12 protein-coding genes are annotated in these 18,955 nt (G+C 37.6%); 7 read left to right on the top strand and 5 right to left on the bottom strand.

Going from position 1 to position 18,955, the window contains the following annotated elements; all coding sequences use genetic code 11:
* The first annotated feature begins 2 nt into the window (after positions 1-2).
* Positions 3-1,949 carry a glycoside hydrolase family 97 protein gene (locus K322_RS0114535; RefSeq protein ID WP_026627532.1) on the top strand — a complete coding sequence of 649 codons (1,947 nt, stop codon included), beginning with the start codon at positions 3-5 and terminating at the stop codon, positions 1,947-1,949.
* A gap of 84 nt (positions 1,950-2,033) precedes the next feature.
* Here the strand turns inward: K322_RS0114535 and K322_RS19590 are convergent, their stop codons facing one another.
* The 5 genes from K322_RS19590 to cysK all read right to left on the bottom strand — a co-directional run bounded on the left by K322_RS19590 (position 2,034) and on the right by cysK (position 6,740).
* Positions 2,034-3,248 (bottom strand): cysteine desulfurase, encoded by a 1,215-nt coding sequence (locus tag K322_RS19590; RefSeq protein ID WP_260204111.1) that lies wholly within the window; start codon positions 3,246-3,248, stop codon positions 2,034-2,036.
* 380 nt (positions 3,249-3,628) lie between these two features.
* A complete protein-coding gene (locus K322_RS0114525) occupies positions 3,629-5,068 on the bottom strand; it encodes a family 2B encapsulin nanocompartment shell protein (protein ID WP_026627531.1) in 1,440 nt (479 codons plus the stop codon).
* A gap of 8 nt (positions 5,069-5,076) precedes the next feature.
* On the bottom strand, positions 5,077-5,301 hold the full coding sequence (locus K322_RS0114520) for a sulfurtransferase TusA family protein (RefSeq protein WP_026627530.1): 225 nt from the start codon (positions 5,299-5,301) through the stop codon (positions 5,077-5,079).
* Between the two features lie 20 nt (positions 5,302-5,321).
* On the bottom strand, positions 5,322-5,795 hold the full coding sequence (locus K322_RS0114515) for a DsrE/DsrF/DrsH-like family protein (protein WP_026627529.1): 474 nt from the start codon (positions 5,793-5,795) through the stop codon (positions 5,322-5,324).
* Between the two features lie 6 nt (positions 5,796-5,801).
* A complete protein-coding gene (gene cysK, locus K322_RS0114510) occupies positions 5,802-6,740 on the bottom strand; it encodes a cysteine synthase A (protein ID WP_026627528.1) in 939 nt (312 codons plus the stop codon).
* A 717-nt stretch (positions 6,741-7,457) separates the two neighbouring features.
* Here cysK and K322_RS0114505 point away from each other — a divergent pair.
* From K322_RS0114505 to K322_RS0114480, 6 genes are all read left to right on the top strand, one after another.
* Positions 7,458-10,592: a SusC/RagA family TonB-linked outer membrane protein gene (locus K322_RS0114505; RefSeq protein WP_026627527.1), complete on the top strand. Its 3,135-nt coding sequence runs from the start codon at positions 7,458-7,460 to the stop codon at positions 10,590-10,592.
* Positions 10,593-10,610: 18 nt separating this feature from the next.
* Positions 10,611-12,296: a RagB/SusD family nutrient uptake outer membrane protein gene (locus tag K322_RS0114500; RefSeq protein ID WP_026627526.1), complete on the top strand. Its 1,686-nt coding sequence runs from the start codon at positions 10,611-10,613 to the stop codon at positions 12,294-12,296.
* A gap of 31 nt (positions 12,297-12,327) precedes the next feature.
* Positions 12,328-13,710: a DUF4960 domain-containing protein gene (locus tag K322_RS19585; RefSeq protein WP_157279473.1), complete on the top strand. Its 1,383-nt coding sequence runs from the start codon at positions 12,328-12,330 to the stop codon at positions 13,708-13,710.
* A gap of 67 nt (positions 13,711-13,777) precedes the next feature.
* Complete coding sequence (locus K322_RS19580) at positions 13,778-15,310, top strand: glycoside hydrolase family 32 protein (RefSeq protein ID WP_051290825.1); 1,533 nt, start codon at positions 13,778-13,780, stop codon at positions 15,308-15,310.
* 12 nt (positions 15,311-15,322) lie between these two features.
* The gene (locus K322_RS0114485) at positions 15,323-17,539 is read left to right on the top strand and encodes a GH32 C-terminal domain-containing protein (protein ID WP_026627525.1); all 2,217 of its coding nucleotides are present in this window, start codon (positions 15,323-15,325) and stop codon (positions 17,537-17,539) included.
* A gap of 8 nt (positions 17,540-17,547) precedes the next feature.
* Complete coding sequence (locus K322_RS0114480) at positions 17,548-18,732, top strand: MFS transporter (protein ID WP_035332195.1); 1,185 nt, start codon at positions 17,548-17,550, stop codon at positions 18,730-18,732.
* Positions 18,733-18,955 lie beyond the last annotated feature (223 nt).

The raw sequence follows: 18,955 nt of genomic DNA, 5'->3' as shown, positions 1-18,955 counted from the left end.
ATATGAGAAAGGTTTTACTACTAGCAGTTATTTGTTTAGGATTTAGTGGTATGTACGGGCAGAGAAAGATCGAGCTGTTGTCTCCCGATAAGGCTATTAAGTTAGAATTGAATATCTCCGAAAAGATTTATTATTCTATATCATATGACAAGGATATTCTGCTTCAAGACAATAGTTTGTGCTTAAACTTGAAAGATGAGAATTTGGGATTAAATCCAAAACTGTCAAAAGAGCGGAGAGCTTCTGTTAATGAAATTTTATCCCCGATTGTTCCTTTAAAATTTTCAAGTGTAAAGAACGAATATAATGAGCTTAGCCTTGATTTTAAAGGTGGATATATTGTTGAATTCAGAGCCTTTAATGATGGTATTGCTTATCGATTTGTAACGAAGAAAAAGGGTGATATAGAGATTTTGGGAGAGGATTGTTCTATAAATTTTCCGAAAGACTATTTGCTGCATCTGCAACAACCCGGAGGATTCAAAACGGCATATGAGGAAGTATATACACATATAAATAGCAATGTGTGGAAATCGTCTGATAAAATGTCGGTATTGCCGGTATTGATAGATACTAAAGACGGATATAAAATACTGATGTCTGAATCTGATCTGTATGATTATCCTTGTATGTTTGTGAAAAGTAACGGCAGCAATAGCATGTCGTCTACATTTCCGAAAGTTCCAGTTAAGTTTGGTGAGGATGGTGATCGAAGCGTGAAAATATTGGAAGAAGCCGGTTATATTGCCAAAACAAGAGGTGACAGATCATTTCCCTGGCGTTATTTTGTAATAACTAAAGAGGATAAAACAATATTGGAGAATACCATGACTTATAAGCTTGCCTCTAAGAATATAATTGATGATACTTCATGGATCAAACCCGGTCAGGTAAGCTGGGAATGGTGGAATGATGCGTCTCCTTATGGAGATGATGTTGATTTTGTTTCGGGATATAATCTGGATACCTATAAATATTATATCGACTTTGCTTCGAAATTCGGAATACCGTATATTATTATGGACGAAGGATGGGCACTAAGTACGCTTGACCCCTATACTCCAAATCCCAAGGTAGATGTACATGAGCTTATCCGTTATGGAAAAGAAAAGAATGTAGGTATTGTCCTTTGGTTGACATGGCTTACAGTAGAAAATAATATGGCTCTTTTCAAAACCTTTGCCGATTGGGGGGTAAAAGGAGTTAAAATTGATTTTATGGATCGCAGCGACCAATGGATGGTTAATTTTTATGAGAGAGTTGCTGTAGAGGCGGCTAAGTATCAGTTATTTGTTGATTTTCACGGGTCATTTAAACCTGCAGGACTCGAATATAAATATCCGAATGTATTATCTTATGAAGGAGTCAGAGGCATGGAGCAAATGGGTGGATGCACTCCTGATAATAGTATCTATCTCCCGTTTATGCGAAATGCGGTAGGTCCGATGGATTATACCCCCGGTGCAATGATCAGCATGCAGCCTGATGTTTACAGTGCGCAGAGACCCAACTCGGCTAGTATCGGAACAAGGGCTTATCAACTTGCTTTATTCGTTATTTTTGAGAGTGGGCTTCAAATGCTGGCCGATAATCCTACTTTGTATTATCGAAATCTCGATTGTACAGAGTTCATAACCCAGGTTCCAACGACTTGGGATGAAACTAAGGTTCTCGAAGCCAAGGTTGGTGAATATGCTGTTGTTGCCAAACGGAAGGGTAGTATCTGGTATATTGGAGGAATGGCAAATGGAAGTAAAGAGAGAACCTTTGAGTTGAATATGGATTTTCTCAATACCGGACAGGTGTATAAGATGACTTCTTTCGAAGATGGGATAAATGCAGGACGTCAGGCTATGGATTACAGACGAAAAGAATCAAACGTAGTATCTGTTGATAAAATTACTATTAAGATGGTAAGAAATGGCGGTTGGGCTGCTGTATTGAAATAAAACACATCTTATTCTGAAATTTAAAATGAACCTCAACGTTTGGATAAAAAACGTTGGGGTTCATATATATGGCTATAAGAATTTTTAAATTCCAGCTCTCTGGTAATTAGCCTGGATCTTAATAATCGCTTTCACTAGCTGATCTATTTCCTGCTTTGTATTATAAAATGAAAAAGAGGGGCGCACGGTTGCTTCCAGTCCGAACCGACGGAGTGACGGTTGAGCGCAATGGTGTCCCGAGCGTACGGCAATACCTTCTTTATCCAATAGTTGGCCTACTTCTATGGTAGGGATTCCTTCTAAAATAAAAGATACTACACTTATTCGTTCTTTGGGATTACCGATAAGATTCAATCCTGGGATTTCACTGAGGCGTTTGCGTGCATACTCAGTCAATTCGTGTTCGTATTTTTCAATCTTTTCTAACCCTATTTTTTTTACATAGTCCAAGGCAATACCAAGTCCGACAGCATCGGCAACATTGGGTGTTCCCGCCTCAAATCTGGCAGGAGGGGCATTGAATTGAGTTTCTTCCAATGTCACATCCTTTATCATGTTCCCGCCGCCTTGCCATGGTGGTAAAATAGAGAGCAGTTCTTTCTTTCCATAGACTATACCTATTCCGTTGGGACCATATACTTTATGTCCTGAGAATACAAAGAAATCGCAATCAAGATTCTGAACATCTACTTTTGTATGAGCTATTGATTGTGCCCCATCTATTACTACGCGGGCATTGTATCGTTTGGCTATCTCTATTACTGTTTTTACCGGGGATATAGTTCCGAAGGTATTATTTACCTGTCCGATAGATACTATCTTGGTACGGGGACTAATCATCCGCTCGTATTCTTCCAATATAATGTCGCCCTTGTCATCTACCGGAATAGCCAGCAACTTCGCTTTTTTCTCTTTAGCAAGTTGTTGCCATGGAACTATATTAGCATGATGATCGAGAGTCGAAACTATTATTTCGTCTCCTTCCTGAATGTATTTCCAGCCGAATGTCTGGGTTATCAGATTTATGCCTTCTGTAGTGCCTCTCACAAAGATTATTTCCTCGGATGAGGAGGCATTGATGAATTTCTGAACCTTTTCTCTTGCATTCTCATAGGCATCCGTAGACCGCCCGGCTAATGTATGCGCAGCTCTATGAATATTTGAATTGTCGGTTGCATAAAAACGTGCTATCTCATCAATTACAACCTGTGGCTTTTGAGTTGTAGCGGCATTGTCAAACCAGATCAAAGGCTTTCCATTTACTCTCTGATGCAGGATCGGAAAGTCTTGGCGGATTATCTCAGGGTCGAATACTTCCTGTGTGGCAGTCTTAGATAGCGAAGTTTCATCAAAAAATGAATTAACTCCATATTCGTTAGCCCCAAATTCTTCTGATGCTGATCTATTTAGACTATAATCTCGAACTTTCTCGGGATTAGAAGCCAATTGATCATCAAAATAGAAGTTGCTCAGTTCATTGACAAGTGGTACACCTTTTTGCAAGGAAGTAAATGAAGCAAAAACACTCTCGAGGTTAATATCATCCGGAATCAATTCGGATACATTATTCTCTTGACTTTCGGCTGTTAATATCTTTTCGGCAATTTCCCGCAGTTTGCTTACATCATTAAAATCAGTAGGGTAGGACTGTGGATGATAATCTTCAATCATAGATTCGGCTATTTTTCTACCGCATTGCGATGTTGGTAATTATGGTAAAATCCGACTTCTACATTTTCGAGAACGGCAATTGCATCATCAGTTAATGATGCTAAAGAAAAATACTTGGTAAGCAGATAAGATGCTACACCGAACTTATCTAGTCCCATCAAACGAGCGGATAAGCTGGGGGCAATCTCTCCCGGTATTCCAGCCTGATGAAGTCCGACTACACCTTGCTCCTTTTCTCCGATTCGCACAAGAATAATTTCGGTTGAACCAACTCCTCGATTAGTCAGGTATTGTCCTTTTATTTCCAGTTTATCACTGGGGATAATAGGAACTCCCCGCCAGAGTATAACAGGTACACCGAATAAGTGTGTTGTTACCGGAGGAACTCCCCGCCATGTGCATTCCCGTTCGAAAGCTGCGATAGCACGAGGATGAGCAATAAAGAACGATGGATTTTTCCATACTAAAGACAATAGCTCATCTAAATCATCGGGTGTCGGCGAACCATAGCGTGTACTGATTCTGTATCCGGGTTCTACACTGTTCAAAAGTCCGAAGTATCGGTTATTAATCAATTCCCATTCTTGACGTTCACGGACACTTTCTATGCTTAAGCGCATTTGCTGTTCGAGCTGATTATATGGATTGTTATATAAATCCGAAACACGGGTATGAACTCTTACTACTGTTTGAAGAGTGTTGAGTGAATATTCTCTCGGATTTTCTTCGTAATCAATATATGTTTCGGGTATAATATTATCTTCTTCATGTCCGGATACCAGGTCGATATGTTTTTCGCCATGTGTATTTACGGTTGCACGTAAGCGTAAATGTTCGTCTACCGCTTTCTGAAATTCATCTCTAAAGTTGGGTACGTCATGAATAATACCTTCAAGCTCTGAACTACTCAATGTGAAATATACCCCATTAGTAACACTCTTTACTGTAACGGATGATGCTTTGTCGGAAAGTAAATCTGCTTCCCCAAAATACTCGCCTTCAGATAATAATGCTATGCGGAGATTCTCGCCATGAGGTCCTTTGCTGTATATTTCAGCCTGTCCTTGAGCAACAATGAAAAATTTCTGGCTATCCTTTCCTTCTTTTATAAGGTATTCACCGAGAGATACTTCCTTTATTTCAAATTTTTCGGCAAGACGGTTTACAATACTTTCTTCGATGTGTGAAAATAAAGGTATTCGACGAAAAGAACTGGCACTGAAAGCAGGTACTCCATCGTAAAATTCGATATCTATCCTTTCTGCTTTTTTCAATTCGACTTTTGTCCGGTTTACCCTATAAGTTCCGGAGTCGACCTGTACCCATGGCAAAAGTTTTAGTAACAAACGAGGGGTGATAGACCCCATCTGAGGAGGTGTTTTGGTAGTCGTTGCCAACTTGCGTGCTGTAGCTGTAGTAACACTACGCTGTAAATCATTTTTTGCCATAGTTATTATTATTTTTGTATAGTTACTTTGTGTATATTTTCTTTTACATGTTCGATCCCTATTACGGTATACCCTTGTTCGGTTGTAGTTCGGGGCACGTTTTCGAGAGGTTCTCCTTCAACTAAAAATACTTCGAGTAGATCACCTTGTTTTAGTTTTGCTAATTCTATTTTTGTTTTTACAAAAGTCATCGGACAATGTTCTTTTGTTATGTCTAATTGATATGTAGCCATTATGATAATGTTTATTGTATTTAAATAAATAAGGTTTGTCCGTCATCTGCCATTTTCAGAAATGTCGCAACACCTAATACATCTTTAACTTCGGGAATAAAATCTTCTTTGTTCAGACCTAGTATGTGCATAGCCATTTCGCAGGCATACAGATTCACTTCGAGTATTTTAGCCGAGTCAACCAATTCTTCGAGTGTGGCTACATTATTCTTTTTCATGAGAGAACGGAATATTTTAGGACTGATTCCTCCGAAGTTAAGACGGCTTACAGGAGCAGCTTTTAATCCACCCATAAAAAATCCGAAAAGTTTAGTCAGAGGAGACTTTCCCAGAAAACTGCGTCCCTGTTTTTTCTTGATAGCATTAAGCCCCCAAAATGTAAAAAAAATGTTGACCTCATATCCTACAGCCGCTGCCCCTGTTGCCAGAGTAAAAACAGCAGTTAATTTGTCGAAGTCGCCGCTAAAGCTGATGATTGATAATTTTTTTTGCATAGTAAATTATTCAGGTTGATGAAATAAAAGAGTCGACAGGTATCTCTCTCCTGTGTCTGGTAATACTACAACAATTTGTTTTCCTTTATTTTCGACTCGCTTAGCGATCTGAATAGCAGCGTATACTGCCGCTCCTGAAGAAATGCCGATTATCAGACCTTCATTGACAGCCAGTTGTCTACCTGTTTCAAAAGCATCTTCGTTTTTTACTTTAAATATCTCATCAACAACTGTCGGATCGTATATCTCCGGAACAAAACCTGCTCCTATCCCTTGTATCTTATGTGGTCCAGATTTGCCTCCGGATAATACAGGCGAGTCGAACGGTTCCACTGCTATGATCTTTATCCGTGGATTGAGCTTTTTCAGAGCCTGACCAACGCCCGAAACTGTACCTCCGGTTCCTACACCTCCTACGAATATATCCACTTTTCCATAAGTATCGTTCCATATTTCTTTGGCGGTTGTTTCGCGGTGCATCTTCGGATTGGAAGGGTTAAGAAATTGCTGTAAAACTACGGCTCCAGATGTAACAGATTTTAATTCTTCAGCTTTGCGTATAGCTCCCCCCATACCTTCATGTCCCGGTGTTAAAACGAGTTCAGCACCGAGGGCTTTTAATAAGCTGCGGCGTTCTACACTCATGGTATCCGGCATTGTAAGTATAATTTTATAACCTTTGGATGCTGCAACAAGAGCTAAAGCAATACCGGTATTTCCACTGGTCGGTTCTATTATTACGCTGTTTTTTTTGAGAATTCCTTTCTGTTCGGCATCTTCAATCAGAGCCAAACCGATGCGGTCTTTCACACTGCGCCCGGGATTGAGATATTCTAACTTTGCTATAATCTGTGCATTTAATTTAAATTTGTGTTCAATTGCGGTTAATTCCAATAGGGGAGTATTACCTATTAATTCTGTTATTGCTTTTGCGATCTTAGCCATAATGATGTAATATTTATATTGCAAATAAATAGAATTTTGTATGTTCGGAAAATACCATCTTTAAGGTATATTAAAAAGCTATAAGATCCCTTTTTGAGGTGCTTATAGCTTTTAATATAAGCTTATTACCTATCTTTGAAACAAAGCGATATCAAACTACAGATCAACTTTTCTTACATTCAATAATGCTTGTTATTTCAGTGCTTATAGGGATAAGCCGTCTGAAAGTTAATTAGGTCTTTGTCAGTGGTTCTTTTGTTTCATTCAGGGTTCTCTTTAATTCGGGCATCAGTACGCTATTGCTGCTTTCTTGCTATATTATCTCCCGATATTCAGATGAATATGATATATATTGATTTAATCTGAATTATGGCAAAAATTTATTTTGTATTAAATGGATTCTTAGAGGAATTACGCGCTTTTTATATATTAATATCTTTCTTACACTTTTGGAGTTGTTAGTAATTACAACGAAAGATGTACTTCATATGATTACGATTTGATTGTAAAGCATCAATTAAATATAGAAAGGCCAGTAGATATATCTATTGGCCTTTTTTATGTTAAAGTATTGTCATATAGTATTCAAAGAGCTGTATTACACATTCGTGTTACAAATCTACCTGCTTTTGATACGATTCGGCTAGAGAGCTTTGGTGTTCTCAGATACCTTTGTTCTCGTTAAAATATTAATAAACCTAAATCTTTGCCAAATTGATGGATCAGAAATTATTTTTGAGAAAAAGTAGACTGAAGTTTTTCACTTTACTTTTCCTTCTGTGCTTTATTCCACATTTATCAGCACAGAATAAGACTGTACAGGGTACTATTATCTCAGCAACGGATAAAGAACCTGTTATCGGAGTTTCGGTTGTGGAAACCGGTACAACGAATGGAACCATAACCGATATAGATGGAAAATATTCTTTGCAAGTAGGTTCAAATGCAACCATAACAATTTCTTATATCGGATTCAAAACTCAGAATATTTCAGTCAACAACCGGAGTACAATAGATGTGGTTCTGGAAGAAAATGCATTATTGCTTAATGAGGTGGTTGCAGTAGGCTATCGTACTGAAAGAAAGGCTGACTTAACAGGCGCTGTATCTGTCGTAGATGTAAAAGATATGATGTCTGCTTCGGAAAATAACCCGATGAAAGCCTTACAAGGACGTATACCTGGTATGCAGGTTACAGCCGATGGTAATCCGAGTGGGTCGGCAACAATAAAGATCAGAGGTGTTGGTACCTGGAATAATACCGATCCTCTTTATATAATAGACGGTGTTGCTTCTACTTCAGGAATGCACGAACTCAATTCAAATGACATTGAAAGTATACAGGTTCTTAGAGATGCTTCTTCTGCAAGTATTTACGGATCGAGGGCGGCCAATGGTGTCATCATTGTGACAACTAAAAAAGGAAAGAAAGGGGCCCTTAAAGTGAATTTTGATGCTTATGTTACTGCATCTATGTATAATAATAAAATAGATGTATTGAGCTCTAAAGAGTATGCTCAGGTATTAGGACAGGCATACATTAATAGTGGCGAAAATCCGAATTCTAATAATCTCGGTATAGTATATGACTTAGGAACCGCATCGGATGGCCGCTCAACTATTAAAAATGTTTATTTCCCCGAATATTTAGATAAAGCCAAAACAATGAAACCTGCTAATACCGACTGGTTTGACGAAATTACCAGAACCGGAGTTATGCAGTCTTATAATTTATCGATAAGTAATGGTAATGAAAAAGGCTCGTCTTATTTTTCTTTGGGGTACTTAGACAATAATGGTTTGGTTAAATATACAGACTTCTCGCGAATTTCGGCGAGAATGAATACAGACTATAAATTACTTGACGGACTTATTACCATAGGAGAAAATTTTACTTTAAACAGAACTACCGAAGTTACACAACCTTATCAGATTGTTGAAGCTGCTTTGATTGCAGTTCCGTTTATACCTGTGAAGACAGACGATGGATCAAATTGGGGTGGACCTATTACCGGATTACCAGACAGGCAAAACCCTGCTCGCTTGGTTTATGATAACAGAGATAATTCATACCGGTATTGGAGAGCTTTAGGTAATGCTTATATAAATGTAAATCCGTTGAAAGGATTAAATGTTCGTTCTAGTTTTGGTCTTGATTATGGTAATTACTATAAACGAACTTTAACTTATTCTTATCAGGACGGATATGTGACCAATACAACTAATAAGTCAACAATGGAACAGGCTCATTGGACAAAATGGTCTTGGACAAATACCGCGACATACGATTTTCAGATAGGGAAAAACCGGGTTGAAACTTTGTTAGGACACGAGATGTTCAGGCAGGAAGACATTAATATGTCAGCTTCGCGCGAAGATTATATAACTCAGAACCCTGATTATATGTGGCCTGATGCCGGAACCGGAACCAGTGAAGGGACTGGTAAGTCTGACGGATATTCGTTAATGTCATTTTTCGGAAAAGTAAACTATGCCTACGATGATAAATATCTGGCTTCGGTTACCTTACGTCGTGATGGTTCTTCTCGATTCGGAAAGAATAACAGATGGGGTACATTTCCGGCATTTAATCTAGGATGGAGGTTGTCTCAGGAGAAATTCATGGAGAATTACAAAGATATATTCACTGATCTCAAATTCCGTTTCGGATGGGGACAGAATGGTAATCAGGAAATGAATACAATGGCTATATATCGCTATTACGTAACAGATTATGGTAAAAGTGATCCGACTTGGAATGCGGTTTGGGGTACAGCATATGATTTTTCAGGTACGGGATCGGGGTTACTGGCTTCGGGCATAAAGAGAGTACAGATCGAAAATCCTGATTTGAAGTGGGAAACTACAACCCAGACAAACTGGGGATTTGATTTTGCTTTGCTTGATAATAGGTTGTACGGTACTTTAGAATATTATATCAAAAACACGAAAGATATATTATACAGTCCAGGATATTCGGCTATAAAAGGAGAAGGAGCCGCCAAATGGTATAATGGGGCCAACACCGAAAATAAAGGGGTAGAGTTTTCTCTGGGTTATAGAGGTAAAACATCTTTCGGTTTGGAATATGATATAGCAGGGAATATTTCGACAAATAAAAATAAAGTGACCAAAGTACCCGATGCAGTATTAAATGATTTCGGAGGAAACGGAACTTATGATAATATAATAGGCCGTCCGTATGGTTCGTATTATGGTTATGTTGCTGATGGTATTTTCAAAACACAGGAAGAGTTGAATCAGCATGCAAAGCAAGACGGAAAAAATATAGGACGTATCCGTTATCGTGATGTTAATAATGACGGAGTTATAAATGAAAAGGATCAGACATGGTTGGGCGACCCATATCCTGATTTCTCATATGGATTGAATATTAATCTGGCTTATAAAAACTTTGATTTGGTGATGTATTTTCAAGGAATACATAATGTTGATGTAGTGAATCAGTTGAAGTATGTGACCGATTTCTGGAGTGTTTCGGATACCCGCTCCAATAAAGGACGGCGTTTGTTGAATGCTTATGATCCCGTAACAAACCCCGACTCTAATATTCCGATGATAACAAACTCTGATTCAAACAACGAAGCCCGTTTTTCAACTTATTATCTTGAAAATGGCTCTTTCTTGAAATTAAGGAATGTTCAGCTTGGTTATAATATACCATCTCATATTTTGAGTAAAATAAAATTGAGCAGTTTGAGAACCTATGTAAGTGCTCAAAATCTATTTACTATAAAAAGTAGAAGCTTTAATGGTGTTGATCCTGAAAACCCTTCATGGGGGTATCCTATACCTATGACTTTTACTTTTGGGTTAAACCTTTCTTTCTAACCATATAAGATTCTGAAAATGAAAAAAATATATAGATATCTATTAGTTGGTACAGCATTTATGCTTACTTATACATCGTGTAATTTTCTCGATCATGATCCGCAGGGTACTCTCGATGGAGACTTAGCCGAAAATCAGGTTGAGGCATTAGTTACATCTGCCTATTCTGCTTTAGGTAATGATCATTACGATAAACCTTTCAGTTTATGGCCATATGGAAATGTACGCTCAGACGATGCTTATAAAGGAGGAAATGATATCAATGACATTGCTACATTTCATTATTATGAGACATCACAAAATATTCAGACTACGTTTTCTGAGCCTAATGATTTGTGGTATTATTGTTATGTAGCTATATCCAGAACTAATCAGGCTCTTGCTGCATTGGAGAACACAACAACAGAAAAATTTCCGAATAAAGATATTCGGATGGGAGAAATGTATTTTATCAGAGGTCATTTTTATTTTATGTTGAAAGAGTTGTTCGGACATATTCCGTTTGTGGATGAAACTGTACTTCTCGATAACTATGACAATATTGATAATAAACTATCGAACGATGATCAGTGGGCATGGATATGCAACGATTTTGAAAAAGCATACTCTTTACTGCCTGAGACGAAGAAAGAAGTAGGAAGAGCCGATAAATATGCTGCTGCTGCATATCTGGCTAAGGCCCGTTTGTACAAAGCATACCGTCAGGATGAAAAGAACAGTGTAACAGAAATCAATGCCGATGATTTAAAAGAGGTTGTAAAATATGCTGACATTGTGCTTAACTCGGGTATTTACGGATTAGAATATGATATTGCTTACAATTTCTTGCCGGGAAGTTATGAAAACGGTAAAGAATCTGTTTTTGCTATACAGTATTCAAAAGATGATGGGACAATGTTTGGCCGTCTCAATTGGGGTGATGTATTATCAGTGCCGATGGGGCTTGGATGCTGTGATTTTCATAAACCAAGTCAGAATTTGGTTAATGCCTTTAAAACGGATGCTTCGAGCGGACTTCCTCAATTCGATACATATAATGATAAAGATTATGATGTAAGTACAAGCGCCGCAGATCCCCGATTATTCCATACTGTTGCTATTCCGGGATTGCCGTATAAGTATAATCAGGAGCTGATTTATGAAGAAGGATGGAACCGCAATCCTACAGTATATGGATATTATGCATCTCTAAAAGAAAATGTAGATCCTACGTGTGATTGTTTTGTGAATGTTTCTCCATTTTATGGAAATACAAAGAATCGGATTGTATTGCGTTATGCTGATGTTATTTTAATGAAAGCCGAGGCTCTTATTGAACTGAATAGGGCAGGGGAAGCACTTCCTTTGATCAACCAGATCAGAGAACGAGCTAAAAGAAGTACAACCTTCACTAATTATGCTCCTAATATGAAAATCTCTGTTTATGAGCCTGGTAAGAATTGTACATGGACAACAGATTTTGCCCGTCAGGCTTTACGTTGGGAGCGTCGTTTAGAGTTTGCAATGGAGGGTAGCCGTTTCTTTGATCTTGTACGTTGGGGAATTGTTTCTGATGTCATAAATAATTATTATTCGACAGAAGCAAGTAAGCGTTCTTATTATTCTTCCGCACGGTTTACCAAGAATAAAAATGAGTATCTCCCTATACCTAACCAACAGATTGTATTTGTTAATGGAATATACAAGCAAAATTATGGTTGGTAATACATCCTTTCACATAACAAAATATAATACAATGAAAAAGTATATATCTTATATATTAACGATCTGCACATCAATATTTCTTCTTGCAATTTTCACATCTTGTGACGACGACAAAAGAGATGAACTGGACTTGTCGGGCAGTGTAAATATCACTTCATTCAAAGCTAATGGAGTAGAGGGTGTAATTGATGAAAGTTCGAAGCCCTCGACAATACAGATATACTTACCTTGGTCATATGATCTTACAAATCTGAAAATAGACGCTCAGGTTTCAGAGGGAGCTGTTGTGTCTCCGGGTATTACAAATAATACCGATTTGTCTGCATCAAAAACATATCGAGTGATCAACGGTAATCTCTACAACGATTATTCAGTTAGTGCATCATATAGTAAAATACTGACATTCACCATTGATACTTATTCTGGAACAATAGATAATGATGCTAAGACGATAGTTGTAAAATATCCTGTAGGAGAAGATCTTACTGCATTGAAACCTAAATATACAGCGACACCCGGAGCAACTGTTTCTCCGAGTTCAGGTAGTGCTGAGGATTTTACAAATCCCGTAAAATATAGTATATCTTATATGGGTGAATCTGTAGTATATACTGTTACAGTAGTACCGACAAATTTTAGTCCTGTCGGTTTTTTGGGAACAGCGGCATCTTCGTCCGATATCGAAAATGAAGACGAAAAAGCAGCTTATGACTGGTTCGTGAAGAATGTTCCTAATGCTGAGTATATATCTTTTTCAGATATTAAAAGTGGAACTGCATCATTATCCAAATACAGTGTGTTGTGGTGGCATTTAGATGGAACAACCAGAGATTTACCTGCGATAACAACATCATCGGATGTATTGACTCCGTTGAAAAGCTATTTAGAAAATGGAGGTTCATTTTTCCTTTCATCTTGGGCTGTCAAATATGCAGCATCGATAGGTGCTACTAAAGACGGAAAAGAAGCAAACAATCTGTGGGGAGAGACTAATGGAGCCGAAGCTGTTACATTGAGTGAAGATTGGGGTATTTGTTTTACCGGTCACGAATCGCATGCCGTATTTACAGGTTTGTCTAAACCTGCCGGTGTGAATAATAAAGTATATCTGTTAAGTTCCGGATTGAAGGTAAGAGCTCATAATGCGTTATGGAATTTTGCCGAAGATTGGGTTGATTATAAATCGAAATCAGCTTGGGAAGCAGGTAACGGTGGTGTTGGATTGGCTAGTTTCCAGTGGGATGATGCGAATAGCAGCAGGGCTGTTATGTTTGAATATCCGAAGTCAGAAAGTAAAGGCGGCGTCATTTGTTTCGGAGGAGAGGCTTATGATTGGGCTGTAGTTGGTACGAATAAATACCAAAGTAATCTTGAAAAAATAACCTCTAATATTATAGATTATTTACAACAATAAATCTAAGAATAACAGCGATTCCGGATTCCGGAATATTGGATTCGGGATCGCCTAATTTTATAATAATATGAAAATCAAGAATTCCCTATTATATATATCATTCAGCATCTTATCATTGAGTGCATGTAATGATGACCATAATTATGTAAGTAATGATCCGGATGCAGCTCCATCGGGAACATTGAGTTATTATGATGTGAATGATCTGTCACAGAATTATTCAATGTTCTATAAACCTTCTCACGGTTGGGTGGGAGATCCAATGCCTTTTTATGAAAATGGAACATTCCATGTTTTTTATCTTCAGGATACTCGTCCGGCTCCGGCTACGTTTCACCCTTGGTATAAAGCAACGACAGCCGATTTTCTGTCTTACACAGATGATGGTGAAATGATTCCTTGCGGAGCAGATAATTCGCAGGAAGATGCTTTAGGAACAGGAGCTGTATTCAAAAATGGTAATATTTATTATGCTTTTTATACAGCACATAATGGAGATTTAGATCCAAAAGAATTTATCTATCTGGCTACTTCTTCAGATCTTAAAACTTGGACAAAACAACCTTCTTTTTCATTCAGAGCCCCTGACGGGTATGATCGTAATGAATTTAGAGATCCTTTCATTCTAAAGGAAGGTAATGAGTTCAAAATGTTAGTTAGTACTAGAGCTGATGTTGGTGGCGCATGGAAGGGAGTGATAGCTCAATTCAAGTCGAATGATTTATTGAATTGGGAAATCGACACTGCAACCCCTTTCTTTTATATAGATGATAATGAGTTCATGGTCGAATGTGCAGATGTGTTTATTGAAAACGGTTATCAGTATATTGTATATTCGGGAATAGATTCACGCTTGGTACACTATAAATACAGAAAACAAGGAGCCCTGACTTGGACTACTCCTGCTAACAATGCTTTAGATGGAATTACATTTTATGCAGCAAAAACGGCAAGCGACGGTACATCCCGCTATCTTTTTGGTTGGGCACCTACCCGTACAGGAAACAATGATTCGTCGGATTTTAGCTGGGGAGGTTCTTTAGTTGTACATCAGCTGAATCAAAATTCGAATGGAACATTGTCTGTGATAATGAATAATTTGATTGATCAAAAGCTTGTAAATGGTGTAGAATTGAAAATAACAGGAAGCTATTCTTCTCAGGCTGTGTCCGATTCTTATACATTAAAGGGAACAGAAACGGCTCAGGACTATATTACATTCGATAGATTAACAGGTATCAACAAAATTAAAACAACGATAAAACCTTCAACGGCAACGAAATTTGGCTTTGAATTCGGAGCATCGGGTAATAGACGCGAAGTCTTTGCCTTGCAATTTGATACAGAAGCTAAGAAAATTGAATTAAATAAGGTATTAAGACTTGATGGTACGAGTGAAACCATTACATCTGTAGAGTTACCAATTAGCAGTAATGGCGAATATAATGTGACCTTACTGATAGAAAATTCGGTATGTGTGTTATATGTAAATGATAAGATTGCTTTTACAAACCGTATTTATGCGATGAACCAGAATGCTTGGGGAATTGTGTCTAATAACGGAGAGGTTACGTTCTCTAATGTAAAGATTTATAAATAAGAAATATTATATATGAAGATAAATAAATTAAATACCGGAATTGTCGTATCTGCTATGTTGTTGATGAGTTGCTCATCTCAAGATATTATGATAGATGATTTTGAATCGGGTACATTTGATAAATGGAAAGTTGAAGGAGATGCTTTTAGCAGTACCCCGGCAAAAGGAAGTTTTCCCGGCCAACAGGATGTAAAAGATTTCCAAGGAACTTATCTCGCTAATAGTTTCAATGGAGGAGATGATTCGAGAGGAACATTGTTGTCGAAGGATTTTACAATAGAGCGTAACTATATCAATTTTTTATTAGGAGGAGGTATGCACTCTGATACGTACATAGAATTGATAGTAGACGGAAAGAGTACATATATAACCCGCTCAATAGTAGAGAGCGAAAGTTTGTTGCAAATGACATGGGATGTGACAAAATATAAGGGTAAAACTGCAGCCATAAAAATAGTAGATAATCAGCGTGGTGGCTGGGGACATATATTGGTCGATAATATCGAAATGAGTAATACATCTAAAAGTAATATTATGCCTGATTATACTCTGTCTTTTGATGCTTCGATGAATTATTTGTTAGTGCCTGTTGAAGATCAGGGACCTGAATCATCTGTACAGTTGAGCGTTGACGGGCAGAAAGTTGGCGTTCCGATGAATATACGGGTTTCTCAAACTAAAGTTGATCATTGGGTACCGATTAATATTGAGGCATATAAAGGAAAACCAGTGTCTCTGACTTTTGGACATGTGAAGAAAACGGATATTGGCTTTGCGCAGATTAAACAATCTGAAACCTTTGATTATGACTATAATGAAAAATATCGTCCGGCTTACCATTTTTCACCGCAATATGGATGGATGAACGATCCGAACGGGATGGTTTATTATAATGGAGAATATCATTTGTTCTTTCAAAGTAATCCTTATGGTTCCAGATGGGCAAATATGCATTGGGGACATGCTATAAGTTCGAATCTTGTGAAATGGGAATATAAGCCTACTTCACTCGCACCTGACTCTATTGGTTCTATTTTTTCGGGTAGTGCTGTTGTAGATAAAAACAATACAGCAGGATTCGGCAAGGATGCCATTGTTGCAATATATACCTCAGCAGGAGCTTTACAGACTCAATCGTTAGCATATAGTCTCGATAAGGGACGTACATTTACCAAATACGAACATAATCCGGTATTATCGGATCCAAAGATTGCCGATTTCAGAGATCCTAAAGTATTCTGGCATCAAAAGACTAATCAATGGATAATGTCTTTGGCTACTTCTCAGACCATCACTTTTTATGGATCTAAGAATTTAAAACAGTGGAACAAGTTGAGCGAATTTGGCGAAGGTATAGGTAATCATGATGGAGTCTGGGAATGTCCTGATCTGTTTCCTTTGAAATATAATGGGCAGCTTAAATGGGTTTTATTGGTGAGTATCAATCCCGGAGGACCTAATGGCGGTAGCGCCACTCAGTATTTTATAGGAGATTTTGATGGAAAGTCTTTTAATCCGGACATGACTATTCCATATCCTGTTTGGCTTGACTATGGACGTGACAATTATGCTGGAGTAACATGGAATAATATTCCAGATGCTGATGGAAGAAGGTTATTTATTGGTTGGATGAATAACTGGGATTATGCAAACTTTGTACCGACACTCAACTTCAGAAGTGCAATGACATTGCCTCGAGAGTTGAAATTAGCAAATAACGGCAAACATGTGGTTCTGGCTAATTATCCGGTACATGAATTGGAATCATTGAGGAGTGAAACAGTTCTGTTGGAGAATATCAGTACAGACAAAGAGTTTGTGATAGAAAAACTCCTGAATGTAAACAATGGAGCCTATGAGTTGGAAATGGAAGTAGATGTTTTGGAATCAGAGGAATTTGTATTGGAGTTACAGAATAAATCGAAAGAACATCTTGATTTCATTTTCGATTTGAAGAATGAAACTCTCAATGTAGATCGTTCTAAAAGCGGGATAGTAGATATCAACGAAAAATTTGCATCGGTGGTAAGTAAAGCTCCTTTAACAAAGAAGGATAAATATAAAATCCGTTTGTTTATTGATAGTGCTTCATCCGAACTGTTTATAGATGAGGGAGCTGTAACACAAACCAATATAATGTTTCCCGGCGAACCTTATAATTCTTTATTGATAAAAAATAAAGGTAAAGTTTTGAAAATTAATAATATAAAAATTCATAAATTGAAATAACTGAAAGTATGAACACGATAAACAGTAAAGGATTTTACGGTAAGGTATTACCTATAATGCTGGCATTCTTCTGTATGGGCTTTGTTGATATGGTAGGAACAGCAACTAATTATGTTCAGAAAGATTTGTCGCTGGATGATGCTACAGCAAATATATTTCCATCCATGGTATTTTTCTGGTTTCTCATATTTTCAGTTCCTACAGGAATGCTGATGGGGCGTATCGGTCGGCGTAAGACTGTTGTACTCAGTCTTGTTATTACTGCTATATCGATGATTGTTCCTTTGGTATGGTATGATAAGACTTCCATGATTATAACATTTTCTCTTTTAGGTATTGGAAATACATTGATGCAGGTATCCATAAATCCGCTTTTATCTAATATTGTCCAAGGCGAAAAACTGGCAAGTTCTTTAACATTCGGTCAGTTTGTAAAGGCTATAGCATCATTTAGTGCCCCACTTATAGCAACACGGGCTGCACTGATGTTCGACGATTGGAAAATGATCTATCCTTTGTTTTTGGGTATTTCCGTTATTTCTACTATTTGGTTGTGGGCGACTCATATAGATGAAGAAAAAGAAAGTGTAAACGGAGCTGGATTTGTGCAGTGCTTCAAACTCTTGGGTAATGGTTTCATCTTTCTTTGTTTCTTGGGGATAATGTGTCATGTGGGAATTGATGTGGGTACTAATGTTACTGCACCCCGTATATTGATGGAGCGTTTAAATTTAACTGAACTGAACGATGCTAATTATGCTACCAGTGTTTATTTCGCTTTCCGCACAGCCGGATGTTTTATCGGAGCCTTTGTATTAGCTCGTTTCTCAGCAAAGAAATTTTTTGCGGTGAGTGTTGTTTTAATGGCACTAGGTATGGCCGGACTGTACTTTATGCAAAGTGAGTTTGTTTTGTGCTTATGTATCGGACTTATCGGTTTTGGAAATTCCAATGTGTTCTCAGTTATATTGTCTCAGGCTATGTTATACATGCCCGGTAAAAAGAACGAAATATCAGGTCTTATGATTATGGGATTATTTGGTGGAACTGTTTTTCCATTCTTTATGGGACAAGCTACTAAAGTTCTCGACAGTTCTCAGATCGGAGCATTGATAGTGATGAGTATCGGGGTTGTTTACTTACTTGCTATGACAATGAGGATAAAAGACAAAGTGGAGCCACTGAATAAGTAAAGAAATCTTTCAGATATTATTGTTTTAATTTTATCTATATGAAGGATGTATTCTAATTTATGAAATTGAAAATAGGTAACAGATGTAAAAGTGTAATTGCTGTGTAACCTTTGTTACCTTTTTTCAAAATCTCTCTTTATAGGATAACCGAGAAAGAAGGGTAACAATCGAAAACATACAATTTCCATGTAACTTTTGTCACCTTTTTAATAATCAGGATTAA

The sequence above is a fragment of the Indolivaga capnocytophagoides DSM 22835 genome (assembly GCF_000426485.1).
In the GTDB taxonomy this organism is placed as follows: domain Bacteria; phylum Bacteroidota; class Bacteroidia; order Bacteroidales; family Dysgonomonadaceae; genus Dysgonomonas_A; species Dysgonomonas_A capnocytophagoides.
This window is presented reverse-complemented; position numbering and strand designations above follow the sequence as displayed.

Coding starts and splice junctions, on each gene's coding strand:
- K322_RS0114515 (WP_026627529.1), bottom strand. CDS start 5,795: ATGCAAAAAAAATTATCAATCATCAGCTTTAGCGGCGACTTCGACAAA.
- K322_RS19585 (WP_157279473.1), top strand. CDS start 12,328: ATGAAAAAGTATATATCTTATATATTAACGATCTGCACATCAATATTT.
- K322_RS0114485 (WP_026627525.1), top strand. CDS start 15,323: ATGAAGATAAATAAATTAAATACCGGAATTGTCGTATCTGCTATGTTG.
- K322_RS0114520 (WP_026627530.1), bottom strand. CDS start 5,301: ATGGCTACATATCAATTAGACATAACAAAAGAACATTGTCCGATGACT.
- cysK (WP_026627528.1), bottom strand. CDS start 6,740: ATGGCTAAGATCGCAAAAGCAATAACAGAATTAATAGGTAATACTCCC.
- K322_RS0114500 (WP_026627526.1), top strand. CDS start 10,611: ATGAAAAAAATATATAGATATCTATTAGTTGGTACAGCATTTATGCTT.
- K322_RS19580 (WP_051290825.1), top strand. CDS start 13,778: ATGAAAATCAAGAATTCCCTATTATATATATCATTCAGCATCTTATCA.
- K322_RS0114525 (WP_026627531.1), bottom strand. CDS start 5,068: ATGGCAAAAAATGATTTACAGCGTAGTGTTACTACAGCTACAGCACGC.
- K322_RS0114480 (WP_035332195.1), top strand. CDS start 17,548: ATGAACACGATAAACAGTAAAGGATTTTACGGTAAGGTATTACCTATA.
- K322_RS0114535 (WP_026627532.1), top strand. CDS start 3: ATGAGAAAGGTTTTACTACTAGCAGTTATTTGTTTAGGATTTAGTGGT.
- K322_RS0114505 (WP_026627527.1), top strand. CDS start 7,458: ATGGATCAGAAATTATTTTTGAGAAAAAGTAGACTGAAGTTTTTCACT.